The organism is Prevotella heparinolytica, assembly GCF_002998535.1.
In the GTDB taxonomy this organism is placed as follows: Bacteria; Bacteroidota; Bacteroidia; order Bacteroidales; family Bacteroidaceae; genus Bacteroides; species Bacteroides heparinolyticus.
In genome coordinates this window covers 1,528,676-1,541,020 of sequence record NZ_CP027234.1, presented here as the reverse complement: position 1 = coordinate 1,541,020, position 12,345 = coordinate 1,528,676, and the positions used below count along the sequence as shown (strand labels likewise).

The following is a 12,345-nucleotide window of genomic DNA, read 5'->3' as shown; positions in this document are numbered from 1 at the left end:
CACGAGTTGCGGATATGCATTCGCAGTGTGCGAATAGATATCCAAGGGCTTCGAACAAAGTTTGTCTGAGTCCTCCGGTATAGGCGGTTGCTTTTGCTAAAGATGAGGGGCTGCATCCTGTCGGAAAGATGTTTCTTGAATGCACCGGTTTACAGCGGGATTAGGCAGATGAGAGCCTTTCAGACCGACCGCCCTCCTCCTGTTTTGACAGCTGCAAGCCTTTGCCGTGACAGAGGCAAGTGTTCAAGCCGACAGACACTTGTGTTTGACGTGACAGACATAAGTGTTTGAGCCGTCAGACACAAGCCTCTGACAAGACGGCGACAAACACCTGATATCCAATGGAATTTGACTTTAAAACACAAGCCTCCGGGTGAGGTTATCGACCTGCTTCTTATTCCGAACTCAGGTAAAGTTTCTAAAGATAACGGCCAAAGCCAACTAATCCTTATAAGGAATGTCTTTTCAAACAAAGTCTTTTGTGTGTTGAGCAGAAAGAATTATCTTTGTGTATCTCTAAAAAAAAGAAATATTGAATATGGAAAATCAAGACAACAACAGTCAGTTGCAAATAGAATTGAACGAAGAAGTAGCGCAAGGTACTTATGCCAATCTTGCTATTATTACCCACTCCAGCTCGGAATTTATCCTCGATTTTATACGTGTGATGCCCGGAATGCCTAAAGCCGGAGTGAAATCGCGCATCGTTTTAGCCCCCGAACACGCCAAACGCCTGCTGCGTGCACTGGAAGAGAATATAGGGAAATACGAACGCTCTTTTGGGCAGATTCGCATGCCTGATGAGCAACCGTACCCTCCGCTTCCCAATATAAAGGGAGAGGCCTGAAAGCAAAAAAAACTTGTAGTGCATTGATTATTCAAAACTTATTCGTATCTTTGCAGCCCAAAAGTATATAGTTTTGAATTAATATAAACAAAAATAATATATAATTAAAAACAATTACAATGCCTACAATTCAGCAATTAGTAAGAAAAGGACGCGAAGTGCTGGTGGAGAAAAGTAAATCTCCAGCCTTGGATTCATGTCCTCAAAGACGTGGCGTTTGCGTGAGAGTGTATACTACCACTCCGAAAAAACCGAATTCAGCTATGCGTAAAGTCGCTCGTGTACGTTTGACTAACGGTAAAGAGGTGAACTCTTATATTCCGGGTGAAGGGCACAACTTGCAAGAACACTCTATCGTATTGGTGCGTGGCGGTCGTGTGAAAGACCTTCCGGGTGTACGTTATCACATCGTGCGTGGAACTTTAGATACAGCCGGTGTGGCAGGTCGTACGCAAAGACGCTCCAAGTATGGCGCAAAACGTCCGAAACCGGGTCAAGCAGCTCCCGCTAAGAAGAAATAATCTGGCGGCCGAGCACTGAAAACAGAAAAGTAAAAAACAAAAGTAATTATTTACGTTTTAGTTTATTGGATATGCTAAAGGTTGAGTAAATTCTCCGGAGGGAGAGTTGAAGAAGACAGAAGTAAACAACCAAGAACGAAAAACATTATTCTTTCAGACAATGAGAAAAGCAAAACCCAAAAAACGCGTTATCCTGCCGGATCCCGTGTTTAATGATGTGAAAGTTTCCAAGTTCGTGAATCACCTGATGTATGATGGCAAGAAGAATACCTCTTATGAAATCTTCTATGAAGCTCTGGAAACCGTGAAGAACAAGATGCAGAACGAAGAGAAATCAGCTCTTGAAATCTGGAAAAAAGCTCTGGATAATGTAACTCCGCAAGTGGAAGTGAAGTCTCGCCGTGTGGGTGGTGCCACTTTCCAAGTTCCCACCGAAATCCGTCCCGACCGTAAGGAATCGATTTCCATGAAGAACCTGATCATCTTCGCGCGCAAGCGTGGCGGTAAGTCTATGGCCGACAAATTGGCTGCCGAAATCATGGATGCTTTCAACGAACAAGGCGGTGCCTACAAGCGTAAGGAAGATATGCACAGAATGGCAGAAGCTAACCGTGCGTTTGCACATTTCAGATTCTAATACTGTAAGAGATACCAATCAGAATTTAAAACTTAAAGTAAAAGAATTTAAGAATGGCAAAACATGATTTACATTTGACTCGTAACATCGGTATCATGGCTCACATCGATGCCGGTAAAACGACAACCTCTGAACGTATTCTTTTCTATACGGGTCTGACTCACAAAATCGGTGAGGTGCACGATGGTGCAGCTACGATGGACTGGATGGAACAGGAACAGGAGCGTGGTATCACAATTACCTCGGCCGCTACAACTACCCGTTGGAAATATGACGGTAATACATATAAGATTAACTTGATTGACACTCCGGGACACGTTGACTTTACGGCCGAAGTAGAGCGTTCTTTGCGCGTGCTGGATGGTGCCGTAGCTGCGTATTGTGCGGTAGGTGGCGTTGAGCCGCAGTCTGAAACCGTTTGGCGTCAGGCAGACAAATACAACGTTCCGCGTATCGGTTATGTGAACAAGATGGACCGTTCGGGCGCAGACTTTTTCGAGGTTGTTCGCCAGATGAAGGACGTTCTGGGTGCTAATCCTTGCCCGGTCGTTGTGCCTATCGGCGCTGAAGAAACCTTCAAGGGTGTAGTAGACCTCGTTAAGATGAAAGCCATCTTGTGGCATGACGAAACGATGGGCGCCGATTACGCTGTAGAAGAAATCCCCGCAAACTTGGTTGACGAAGCCAACGAGTGGAGAGATAAGATGCTTGAGAAAGTTGCAGAGTTCGATGACGCTTTGATGGAAAAGTATTTCGATGATCCTTCTACCATCACCGAAGAAGAAATCCTGAGAGCTCTTCGCAACGCTACCGTGCAGATGGCAATCGTGCCCATGCTGTGTGGCTCTTCATTCAAGAACAAGGGCGTACAGACTCTGCTGAATTACGTTTGCGCCTTTCTACCTTCTCCGCTGGATACTCCGAATATCGTGGGGACAAATCCTGATAGCGGCCAGGAAGAAGACCGCAGACCGGATGATGATGAAAAAACAGCCGCTTTGGCATTTAAGATCGCTACCGACCCGTATGTGGGGCGTCTGACTTTCTTCCGTGTGTACTCAGGTAAGGTAGAAGCTGGTTCTTATATCTACAACTCTCGTTCAGGAAAGAAAGAACGTGTATCTCGTCTGTTCCAGATGCACTCAAACAAGCAGAATCCTGTGGAACTTATCGGTGCTGGAGATATCGGTGCTGGTGTAGGTTTCAAGGATATTCGCACAGGTGATACTCTGTGTGACGAAACAGCTCCGATCGTTCTGGAATCTATGGACTTCCCCGAACCTGTAATCGGTATTGCCGTTGAGCCTAAAACGCAGAAAGATATGGATAAATTGTCCAACGGTTTGGCTAAATTGGCAGAAGAAGACCCGACATTTACAGTTAGAACCGACGAACAAAGTGGTCAGACGGTTATCTCTGGTATGGGTGAGTTACACCTGGATATCATCATCGACCGTTTGAAGCGTGAGTTCAAGGTTGAATGTAATCAGGGTAAACCTCAGGTTAACTACAAAGAAGCCATTACCAAGATGGTGAACCTGCGCGAAGTTTACAAGAAGCAGTCAGGCGGACGCGGTAAGTTCGCCGATATCATCGTGAACATCGGCCCCGTTGATGAAGACTTCAAAGAAGGTGGCTTGCAGTTCGTTGATGAAGTGAAGGGTGGTAACATACCTAAGGAATTCATCCCCTCTGTGCAGAAGGGCTTCACTACAGCCATGAAAAATGGTGTATTGGCAGGCTATCCTCTGGATTCACTGAAGGTGACTTTGGTCGACGGTTCCTTCCACCCGGTAGACTCTGACCAGTTGTCTTTCGAAATCTGTGCCATCCAAGCCTACAAGAACGCTTGCGCTAAGGCAGGCCCGGTATTGATGGAGCCCATCATGAAGCTGGAGGTAGTAACTCCGGAAGAAAATATGGGTGACGTCATCGGTGACTTGAACAAGCGTCGCGGTCAGGTAGAAGGAATGGAATCCAGTCGTTCTGGTGCTCGCATCGTGAAGGCATTGGTTCCGCTGGCCGAAATGTTCGGTTACGTAACAGCTTTGCGCACCATCACTTCGGGTCGTGCCACTTCTTCAATGGTATATGCTCACCACGCTCAAGTTTCCAACTCTATTGCCAAGGCAGTATTGGAAGAAGTAAAAGGACGTGTTGATTTAGTCTGAAATAACAGGAAATCCGTAGGCTAGCGAATGACTCTTAGTCTACGGAACCTTATTTTATATAAAACTATTAATAACAAAAACAGTAATGAGTCAAAAAATTAGAATCAAACTGAAATCTTACGACCACAACTTGGTTGATAAGTCTGCTGAAAAGATTGTAAGAACGGTGAAGACAACAGGTGCCATCGTTAGCGGTCCGATTCCTCTCCCTACGCACAAGCGTATCTTTACCGTGAACCGTTCGACTTTCGTTAACAAGAAGTCACGTGAACAATTCGAACTCTCTTCTTATAAGAGATTGATCGACATCTATAGCTCAACAGCTAAAACAGTAGATGCTCTGATGAAGCTGGAATTGCCCAGCGGTGTGGAAGTAGAAATCAAAGTGTAAGTATTAAAAATTAAGTGAAATGCCAGGATTATTAGGAAAAAAAATCGGAATGACATCCGTTTTCAGTGCCGAGGGTAAAAATGTACCATGCACTGTTATCGAAGCAGGTCCTTGTGTTGTTACTCAGGTGAAAACAGTAGAAAAGGATGGCTATGAAGCTGTTCAGCTGGGCTTCCAAGACAAGAAAGAGAAGCACACTACAAAGCCTCTGATGGGGCACTTCAAGAAAGCTGGAGTAACTCCCAAGAAACACTTGGCTGAGTTCAAAGAGTTTGAGACAGAATTGAATCTGGGTGACACAGTTACCGTAGAATTGTTCAACGACGCAATATTTGTTGATGTTGTAGGCACTTCTAAGGGTAAAGGTTTTCAGGGTGTAGTAAAACGCCACGGCTTTGGTGGTGTAGGCCAGTCTACTCACGGTCAGCATAACCGCGCTCGTAAGCCGGGAGCTATCGGTGCCTGTTCATACCCTGCAAAAGTATTCAAAGGCATGCGCATGGGGGGGCAACTTGGTGGCGACAGAGTGACTGTTCAAAATCTGCAAGTATTAAAAGTAATCGCGGAGCATAACCTCCTTTTGGTCAAAGGTTCTGTTCCTGGTTGCAAAGGTTCAATCGTAATAATTGAGAAATAATGGAAGTTAACGTATATAACATTAAAGGTGAAGACACTGGGAGAAAGATTACGTTAAATGAATCTATCTTCGGAATTGAGCCCAACGACCACGCTATCTACTTAGATGTAAAACAGTTTATGGCTAACCAGCGTCAGGGTACACACAAGTCAAAAGAGAGAAGCGAAGTTAGTGGCTCTACTCGCAAAATCGGTCGTCAGAAAGGCGGCGGCGGTGCACGTCGTGGTGACATGAATTCCCCCCTGCTTGTTGGTGGTGGACGCGTTTTTGGTCCCAACCCCAGAGATTACTATTTCAAATTAAATAAAAAGGTAAAAAAATTGGCTCGTAAGTCAGCTTTGGCATATAAGGCACAAAACAATGCGGTTGTTGTTGTAGAGGACTTCTCTTTTGAGGCTCCGAAGACAAAAGATTTTATCGCAATGACAAAAAAGCTTAAAGTTTCTGATAAAAAGCTGCTTATGATTTTACCGGAAGCAAATAAAAACGTATATTTGTCGGCTCGTAACGTGAAAGGAGCGAATGTGCAGACCATCTCAGGGTTAAATACTTACAGAGTATTGGACGCTGGGGTTGTTGTGTTTGCTGAAAGCGCACTCTCGGCTATTGACAATATCTTAATGTAAAAAGGAGGCTTAAATAATGGGATTTATTATTAAACCGTTAGTGACAGAGAAAATGACTGCTATTACTGATAAGGCGAACAACCGTTTCGGCTTTATCGTGCGTCCTGAAGCTAATAAATTGGAAATTAAGAGCGAAGTTGAAGCCCTTTACAACGTTACGGTAGTTGATGTAAATACAATGAAGTATGCTGGTAAAAACAAAAGCAGGTATACAAGAGCAGGTATTATCAACGGACGTAAGAATGCCTTCAAGAAGGCCATCGTTACGTTGAAAGAAGGAGATACTATTGATTTTTATAGCAATATTTAATAGAAATGGCAGTACGTAAATTTAAGCCCACAACACCGGGGCAAAGACATAAAATTATTGGTACTTTCGAAGAAATTACTGCACGAGTACCAGAAAAGTCTCTTGTATTTGGTAAAAAATCTTCAGGTGGTCGTAACAACCAAGGCAAAATGACCATGCGCTATATTGGTGGCGGTAGTAAGAAGATTATTCGTATCGTAGATTTCAAGAGAAATAAAGACGGTGTGCCTGCAGTGGTTAAAACAATAGAATACGATCCGAATCGTTCGGCTCGTATTGCTCTTTTGTTTTATGCAGATGGAGAAAAAAGATATATTATTGCTCCCAATGGATTGCAAGTTGGTGCGACTTTGATGTCAGGTGAAACTGCAGCCCCGGAAATCGGGAATGCACTTCCGCTTCAGAACATTCCGGTTGGTACCGTAATTCACAATATCGAGTTACGTCCGGGTCAAGGCGCTGCCTTGGTTCGTTCGGCTGGTAATTTTGCTCAATTGACTTCAAGAGAAGGTAAATACTGCGTTATCAAGTTGCCTTCAGGTGAGGTTCGCCAGATCCTCAATACTTGTAAGGCTACTATCGGTAGTGTAGGTAACTCAGATCATGGATTGGAAAGCTCCGGTAAAGCTGGACGTTCTCGCTGGTTGGGACGTCGTCCGCGTAACCGTGGTGTCGTAATGAATCCGGTTGATCACCCGATGGGTGGTGGTGAAGGACGTGCTTCAGGAGGACACCCGAGATCTCGTAAGGGATTGTATGCTAAGGGTCTTAAGACAAGAGCTCCGAAGAAACAATCGTCTAAGTATATTATTGAGAGAAGAAAGAAGTAATCTGATTAATAGAGTAAATTATGAGTCGTTCATTAAAAAAAGGTCCGTATATTAACGTTAAGCTTGAGAAGAAAGTGCTTGCTATGAATGAATCGGGCAAGAAAGTGGTAGTTAAGACTTGGGCCAGAGCTTCAATGATTTCGCCTGATTTTGTAGGGCATACTGTTGCAGTTCACAATGGAAATAAATTTATTCCTGTTTATGTTACCGAGAATATGGTAGGACACAAGTTGGGAGAATTTGCTCCAACTCGTACTTTTAGAGGACATGCCGGTAATAAGAAAAAGTAAAAACAGGTTTTTATCTGAAATAATAAAGTAATAATATAATGGGAGCAAGAAAAAAAATATCGGCTGAAAAAAGAAAAGAAGCCCTTAAGACCATGTATTTTGCGAAATTGCAAAATGTTCCTACTTCCCCCCGTAAAATGCGTCTCGTGGCTGACATGATTCGCGGGATGGAAGTGAACAGAGCGCTCGGCGTTTTGAAGTTTTCTTCTAAAGAAGCTTCTGCCAGAGTGGAAAAATTGCTGCGCTCTGCAATTGCTAATTGGGAGCAGAAAAACGAACGTAAGGCAGAAAGTGGGGAATTGTTCGTAACCAAAATTTTTGTTGATGGTGGCGCTACACTCAAAAGAATGAGACCAGCGCCGCAGGGTAGAGGTTACAGAATCCGTAAGCGTTCAAACCACGTAACGTTGTTCGTTGGTTCTAAAAGTAATAACGAAGATCAAAATTAAGGTAAATGGGACAAAAAGTTAATCCAATAAGCAACCGTTTAGGAATTATCAGAGGATGGGATTCCAATTGGTATGGTGGAAAGAATTACGGCGATTCTTTGCTAGAAGATAGCAAGATTCGCAAATATCTAGACGCTCGTCTTGCAAAGGCAAGTGTGTCAAGGATTGTAATTGAACGTACATTGAAACTCGTGACTATTACCGTTTGTACTGCACGTCCGGGTATCATTATCGGCAAAGGTGGCCAAGAAGTTGATAAATTAAAAGAGGAGTTGAAGAAGGTCACCGATAAGGATATCCAGATTAATATCTTCGAAGTAAAAAGACCTGAGTTGGACGCTGTTATCGTGGCTAACAACATTGCTCGCCAAGTTGAAGGTAAAATTGCCTACCGTCGCGCCATCAAAATGGCCATCGCTAATACAATGCGTATGGGGGCGGAAGGGATCAAAATTCAGATTTCAGGACGTTTGAATGGGGCTGAAATGGCTCGTTCTGAAATGTATAAGGAAGGAAGAACTCCGTTGCACACTTTCAGAGCCGATATAGACTATTGTCATGCAGAAGCATTGACTAAAGTAGGCCTTCTCGGCATCAAAGTTTGGATTTGTAGAGGAGAAGTTTATGGAAAGAAGGAATTGGCTCCAAACTTTACACAAAGCAAAGAAAGTGGTCGTGGAAGCAATAGCGGAAGCAATGGCGGAAAGAACTTCAAAAGAAAGAAAAATAATCGCTAACGAATTTGATTTTTAGGAATTATGTTACAACCGAAAAAAACAAAATTCAGAAGACAACAAAAAGGCCGTCAAAAGGGTAATGCCCAAAGAGGAAACCAGTTGGCTTTCGGATCTTTTGGTATTAAGGCCTTGGAAACAAAATGGATTACAGGCCGTCAAATTGAAGCTGCGCGTATTGCAGTGACAAGATATATGCAACGTCAAGGACAAATTTGGATTCGTATATTCCCCGATAAACCCATCACAAGAAAGCCTGCTGATGTGCGTATGGGTAAAGGAAAGGGTAGCCCCGAGGGATTCGTGGCACCTGTTACACCGGGTAGAATTATTATTGAAGCTGAAGGAGTATCTTATGAAATCGCAAAAGAAGCTTTGCGCTTAGCAGCACAAAAGCTTCCTATCACAACTAAGTTTGTTGTGAGACGTGATTATGATATTCAAAATCAAAATGCGTAAGAAGTATGAAAATTGCAGAAATTAAAGAGATGTCTACCAATGATTTGGTAGAAAGAATAGAGGCAGAAGTAGCTAATTATAACCAGATGGTTTTAAATCATTCTATTTCTCCTTTGGATAATCCTGCTCAAATCAAACAATTACGCAGGACTATTGCGCGTATGAAGACCGAATTACGCCAAAGAGAACTTAACAATAAATGATGAGCTTGATGGAAGCAAGAAATTTAAGAAAAGAAAGAACAGGGGTTGTGCTGAGCAACAAGATGGATAAAACCATTACTGTGGCAGCAAAATTTAAGGAAAAACACCCTATATATGGTAAGTTCGTTAGTAAAACTAAGAAGTACCATGCTCATGATGAAAAGAATGAGTGCAATATCGGCGATACTGTACACATCATGGAAACTCGTCCTTTGAGCAAGACTAAGAGATGGAGATTGGTAGAAATAATTGAAAGAGCTAAGTAATTATGATACAAGTAGAATCCAGACTTACAGTATGTGATAATAGTGGGGCAAAAGAGGCTCTTTGTATTCGCGTTTTGGGGGGTACAGGACGTCGTTATGCCTCAGTAGGGGACGTAATTGTTGTTTCTGTAAAGAGCGTTATCCCTTCAAGTGATATTAAGAAAGGTGCAGTGTCTAAAGCTTTGATCGTACGTACAAAGAAAGAAATCCGTCGTGCTGACGGTTCTTATATACGTTTTGATGATAATGCTTGCGTGTTGTTGAACAATGCAGGTGAAATAAGAGGAAGTCGTATTTTCGGTCCGGTAGCTCGTGAACTTCGTGCTACTAACATGAAAGTTGTGTCACTCGCTCCTGAAGTACTTTAATATTGTAAAAGATTTGAGTAATGAGTAAATTACATATTAAAAAAGGCGATACAGTTTATGTAAACTCCGGCGAAGACAAGGGTAAGACTGGTCGTGTATTGAAGGTTCTTGTTGATAAAAACCGTGCAATCGTCGAAGGTGTCAACATGGTGTCTAAAAGCACAAAACCGAATGCAAAGAACCCGCAAGGTGGTATCGTGAAGCAGGAAGCTTCTATCCATTTGTCAAACCTGAACCCCGTTGATCCCAAGACAGGTAAAGCAACGCGTGTTGGTAGAAAAGTGAGTGCTGATGGCACTTTAGTGCGTTATTCTAAAAAATCAGGAGAGGAGATTAAGTAATGAGTAATACTGCTAGCCTTAAGAAAGAATATGCAGAGCGTATTGTGCCTGCATTGAAATCACAGTTCCAGTATTCTTCTTCAATGCAGATACCCGTACTTAAGAAGATTGTTATCAATCAAGGTTTAGGTATGGCTGTCGCAGATAAGAAGATTATAGAAGTAGCAATAAACGAAATGACTACTATCACTGGCCAAAAAGCCGTAGCGACCATTTCTCGTAAGGATATTGCAAACTTTAAGTTGCGTAAGAAAATGCCTATTGGTGTTATGGTAACTCTGCGTCGCGAGAGAATGTACGAATTCCTTGAAAAGCTGGTTCGTGTAGCTCTTCCTCGTATACGTGACTTCAAAGGTATTGAAAGCAAGTTCGATGGTAAAGGTAACTATACCCTTGGTATTCAGGAACAAATTATCTTTCCTGAAATAAATATCGATAGCATTACCAGAATTCTCGGAATGAATATTACCTTTGTAACCTCTGCGCAAACAGATGAAGAAGGGTATGCCTTGTTGAAAGAATTCGGTTTACCGTTTAAAAACGCTAAAAAAGATTGATAATATGGCAAAGGAATCAATGAAAGCACGCGAAGTTAAACGTGCTAAATTAGTAGCCAGATATGCCGAGAAGAGAGCTGCGTTAAAGCAAATTATTAGAACAGGTGACCCTGCAGAGGCTTTTGAGGCCGCACAGAAATTGCAGGATTTGCCTAAGAATTCTAATCCGATTCGTATGCATAACCGTTGTAAGTTGACTGGTCGTCCTAAAGGATATATCCGTCAATTTGGTATCTCCAGAATTCAGTTCCGCGAGATGGCTTCCAACGGTCTTATTCCTGGTGTAAAGAAAGCAAGCTGGTAATTTTTTTAAATATTGTCAGGGTAGTCCTGATTAATTTAATTTATTTTATATGACTGATCCAATAGCAGATTATTTGACGAGGTTGCGGAACGCTATTCAAGCGAAACACAGAGTTGTGGAAGTTCCGGCTTCAAATTTGAAAAAAGAAATCACGAAGATTCTTTTTGAAAAAGGCTACATTCTTAATTATAAGTTTGTAGAAGATGGTCCTCAAGGTACAATTAAAGTAGCCTTGAAGTATGATCCGGTAAATAAGGTTAACGCAATCAAGAAGCTGGAAAGAATTTCTTCTCCGGGTCTGCGTCGTTATACCGGTTACAAAGATATGCCGCGTGTTATTAATGGTTTGGGTATTGCTATAATATCTACTTCCAAAGGTGTAATGACCAACAAAGAAGCCGCTGACCTGAAAATCGGTGGTGAAGTTTTGTGTTATGTATATTAATAGGAGGAAATAGCAATGTCAAGAATAGGAAAATTACCCATTAGTATTCCCGCTGGAGTAACAGTAACCTTAAAAGATGATGTGGTTACCGTGAAAGGTCCCAAAGGTGAAATGAGCCAATATGTAAATCCTGCTATAACTGTTAGCATTGAAGAAGGAAATGTTGTTTTGGCTGAGAATGAAAACGCAATGCAGGATGATCCGAAGCAAAAGCATGCATTCCATGGTCTATATCGTTCATTGGTACACAACATGGTTGTTGGGGTGTCAGAAGGATATAAGAAAGAATTGGAACTTGTCGGTGTAGGTTATCGTGTTTCCAACCAAGGTAATATTATAGAACTGGCTTTAGGATATACTCACAGTATTTTTATACAGTTACCTCCTGAGATTAAAGTTGAGACTAAGTCTGAAAGAAATAAGAATCCTCTTATCATATTGGAATCTTGCGATAAACAGTTGCTCGGTCAAGTTTGTTCTAAGATACGTTCTTTCCGTAAGCCTGAACCATATAAGGGTAAGGGTATTAAGTTTGTTGGCGAAGAAATTCGTAGAAAGTCTGGTAAATCAGCCGGTGCTAAATAATCATTTAATTTGATAGATATCATTATGACAACAAAAATAGAAAGACGAATTAAGATCAAATATAGAGTACGCAATAGAATTTCAGGTACTACTGAATGTCCGCGTATGAGTGTGTTTAGAAGCAATAAGCAGATTTATGTCCAAATTATCGACGATTTGTCCGGTAAGACTTTGGCTGCCGCTTCTTCATTAGGCATGACTGAAAAGATGCCGAAAAAAGAGCAAGCTGCTAAAGTTGGTGAACTAATTGCTAAAAAAGCTCAAGAAGCAGGTATTACTACTGTTGTTTTCGACCGTAATGGATATTTGTATCATGGGAGAGTAAAAGAGGTGGCTGATGCCGCCCGTAACGGTGGACTTAAATTTTAATCATT

General features: G+C 42.1%; 22 protein-coding genes. All 22 read left to right on the top strand.

All coding sequences use genetic code 11. The annotated features are described in order from the left end of the window. Positions 1–538: 538 nt before the first annotated feature. The 22 genes from C3V43_RS06400 (at position 539) to rplR (ending at position 12,340) form a co-directional block, all read left to right on the top strand. On the top strand, positions 539–847 hold the full coding sequence (locus C3V43_RS06400) for a DUF3467 domain-containing protein (protein WP_106069090.1): 309 nt from the start codon (positions 539–541) through the stop codon (positions 845–847). A 119-nt stretch (positions 848–966) separates the two neighbouring features. Next, positions 967–1,368 carry a 30S ribosomal protein S12 gene (gene rpsL, locus C3V43_RS06395; protein WP_005825712.1) on the top strand — a complete coding sequence of 134 codons (402 nt, stop codon included), beginning with the start codon at positions 967–969 and terminating at the stop codon, positions 1,366–1,368. A gap of 160 nt (positions 1,369–1,528) precedes the next feature. Further along, the gene (gene rpsG, locus C3V43_RS06390) at positions 1,529–2,005 is read left to right on the top strand and encodes a 30S ribosomal protein S7 (RefSeq protein WP_106070487.1); all 477 of its coding nucleotides are present in this window, start codon (positions 1,529–1,531) and stop codon (positions 2,003–2,005) included. Positions 2,006–2,058: 53 nt separating this feature from the next. After that, positions 2,059–4,176, top strand: a complete 2,118-nt coding sequence (gene fusA, locus C3V43_RS06385) for an elongation factor G (RefSeq protein WP_106069089.1) — start codon at positions 2,059–2,061, stop codon at positions 4,174–4,176. Between the two features lie 85 nt (positions 4,177–4,261). Beyond that, positions 4,262–4,567 carry a 30S ribosomal protein S10 gene (gene rpsJ, locus C3V43_RS06380; protein WP_004291244.1) on the top strand — a complete coding sequence of 102 codons (306 nt, stop codon included), beginning with the start codon at positions 4,262–4,264 and terminating at the stop codon, positions 4,565–4,567. Between the two features lie 19 nt (positions 4,568–4,586). Beyond that, positions 4,587–5,204 carry a 50S ribosomal protein L3 gene (gene rplC, locus C3V43_RS06375; protein ID WP_106069088.1) on the top strand — a complete coding sequence of 206 codons (618 nt, stop codon included), beginning with the start codon at positions 4,587–4,589 and terminating at the stop codon, positions 5,202–5,204. Further along, a complete protein-coding gene (rplD, locus tag C3V43_RS06370; RefSeq protein WP_106069087.1) occupies positions 5,204–5,830 on the top strand; it encodes a 50S ribosomal protein L4 in 627 nt (208 codons plus the stop codon). The genes rplC and rplD overlap by 1 nt, the downstream gene beginning before the upstream one ends. Positions 5,831–5,846: 16 nt before the next feature. Next, positions 5,847–6,140 carry a 50S ribosomal protein L23 gene (gene rplW / locus C3V43_RS06365; protein WP_106069086.1) on the top strand — a complete coding sequence of 98 codons (294 nt, stop codon included), beginning with the start codon at positions 5,847–5,849 and terminating at the stop codon, positions 6,138–6,140. 5 nt (positions 6,141–6,145) lie between these two features. Then, positions 6,146–6,970 (top strand): 50S ribosomal protein L2, encoded by an 825-nt coding sequence (gene rplB / locus C3V43_RS06360; protein ID WP_106069085.1) that lies wholly within the window; start codon positions 6,146–6,148, stop codon positions 6,968–6,970. Between the two features lie 20 nt (positions 6,971–6,990). Beyond that, on the top strand, positions 6,991–7,260 hold the full coding sequence (rpsS, locus tag C3V43_RS06355; RefSeq protein WP_002558070.1) for a 30S ribosomal protein S19: 270 nt from the start codon (positions 6,991–6,993) through the stop codon (positions 7,258–7,260). 38 nt (positions 7,261–7,298) lie between these two features. Further along, positions 7,299–7,709, top strand: coding sequence for a 50S ribosomal protein L22 (rplV, locus tag C3V43_RS06350; RefSeq protein ID WP_106069084.1), 411 nt, complete (start codon positions 7,299–7,301; stop codon positions 7,707–7,709). A 5-nt stretch (positions 7,710–7,714) separates the two neighbouring features. Further along, positions 7,715–8,446 carry a 30S ribosomal protein S3 gene (gene rpsC / locus C3V43_RS06345; protein ID WP_106069083.1) on the top strand — a complete coding sequence of 244 codons (732 nt, stop codon included), beginning with the start codon at positions 7,715–7,717 and terminating at the stop codon, positions 8,444–8,446. A gap of 21 nt (positions 8,447–8,467) precedes the next feature. Beyond that, complete coding sequence (gene rplP / locus C3V43_RS06340; RefSeq protein WP_005656538.1) at positions 8,468–8,902, top strand: 50S ribosomal protein L16; 435 nt, start codon at positions 8,468–8,470, stop codon at positions 8,900–8,902. A 5-nt stretch (positions 8,903–8,907) separates the two neighbouring features. Then, positions 8,908–9,105, top strand: coding sequence for a 50S ribosomal protein L29 (gene rpmC / locus C3V43_RS06335; RefSeq protein ID WP_106069082.1), 198 nt, complete (start codon positions 8,908–8,910; stop codon positions 9,103–9,105). Then, a complete protein-coding gene (gene rpsQ, locus C3V43_RS06330; RefSeq protein WP_005825701.1) occupies positions 9,102–9,371 on the top strand; it encodes a 30S ribosomal protein S17 in 270 nt (89 codons plus the stop codon). Before rpmC ends, rpsQ begins: the two co-directional genes overlap by 4 nt. Positions 9,372–9,373: 2 nt before the next feature. After that, positions 9,374–9,739 carry a 50S ribosomal protein L14 gene (gene rplN / locus C3V43_RS06325; RefSeq protein WP_005825700.1) on the top strand — a complete coding sequence of 122 codons (366 nt, stop codon included), beginning with the start codon at positions 9,374–9,376 and terminating at the stop codon, positions 9,737–9,739. Between the two features lie 20 nt (positions 9,740–9,759). Beyond that, complete coding sequence (gene rplX / locus C3V43_RS06320) at positions 9,760–10,080, top strand: 50S ribosomal protein L24 (protein WP_106069081.1); 321 nt, start codon at positions 9,760–9,762, stop codon at positions 10,078–10,080. Continuing rightward, positions 10,080–10,637 (top strand): 50S ribosomal protein L5, encoded by a 558-nt coding sequence (rplE, locus tag C3V43_RS06315; RefSeq protein ID WP_106069080.1) that lies wholly within the window; start codon positions 10,080–10,082, stop codon positions 10,635–10,637. Before rplX ends, rplE begins: the two co-directional genes overlap by 1 nt. Positions 10,638–10,641: 4 nt before the next feature. Then, positions 10,642–10,941, top strand: coding sequence for a 30S ribosomal protein S14 (gene rpsN, locus C3V43_RS06310; protein ID WP_106069079.1), 300 nt, complete (start codon positions 10,642–10,644; stop codon positions 10,939–10,941). A gap of 49 nt (positions 10,942–10,990) precedes the next feature. Further along, positions 10,991–11,386 carry a 30S ribosomal protein S8 gene (gene rpsH, locus C3V43_RS06305; RefSeq protein WP_106040850.1) on the top strand — a complete coding sequence of 132 codons (396 nt, stop codon included), beginning with the start codon at positions 10,991–10,993 and terminating at the stop codon, positions 11,384–11,386. A gap of 15 nt (positions 11,387–11,401) precedes the next feature. Beyond that, positions 11,402–11,971 (top strand): 50S ribosomal protein L6, encoded by a 570-nt coding sequence (gene rplF, locus C3V43_RS06300; RefSeq protein WP_106069078.1) that lies wholly within the window; start codon positions 11,402–11,404, stop codon positions 11,969–11,971. A gap of 24 nt (positions 11,972–11,995) precedes the next feature. Continuing rightward, the gene (gene rplR, locus C3V43_RS06295) at positions 11,996–12,340 is read left to right on the top strand and encodes a 50S ribosomal protein L18 (RefSeq protein ID WP_106069077.1); all 345 of its coding nucleotides are present in this window, start codon (positions 11,996–11,998) and stop codon (positions 12,338–12,340) included. Positions 12,341–12,345 lie beyond the last annotated feature (5 nt).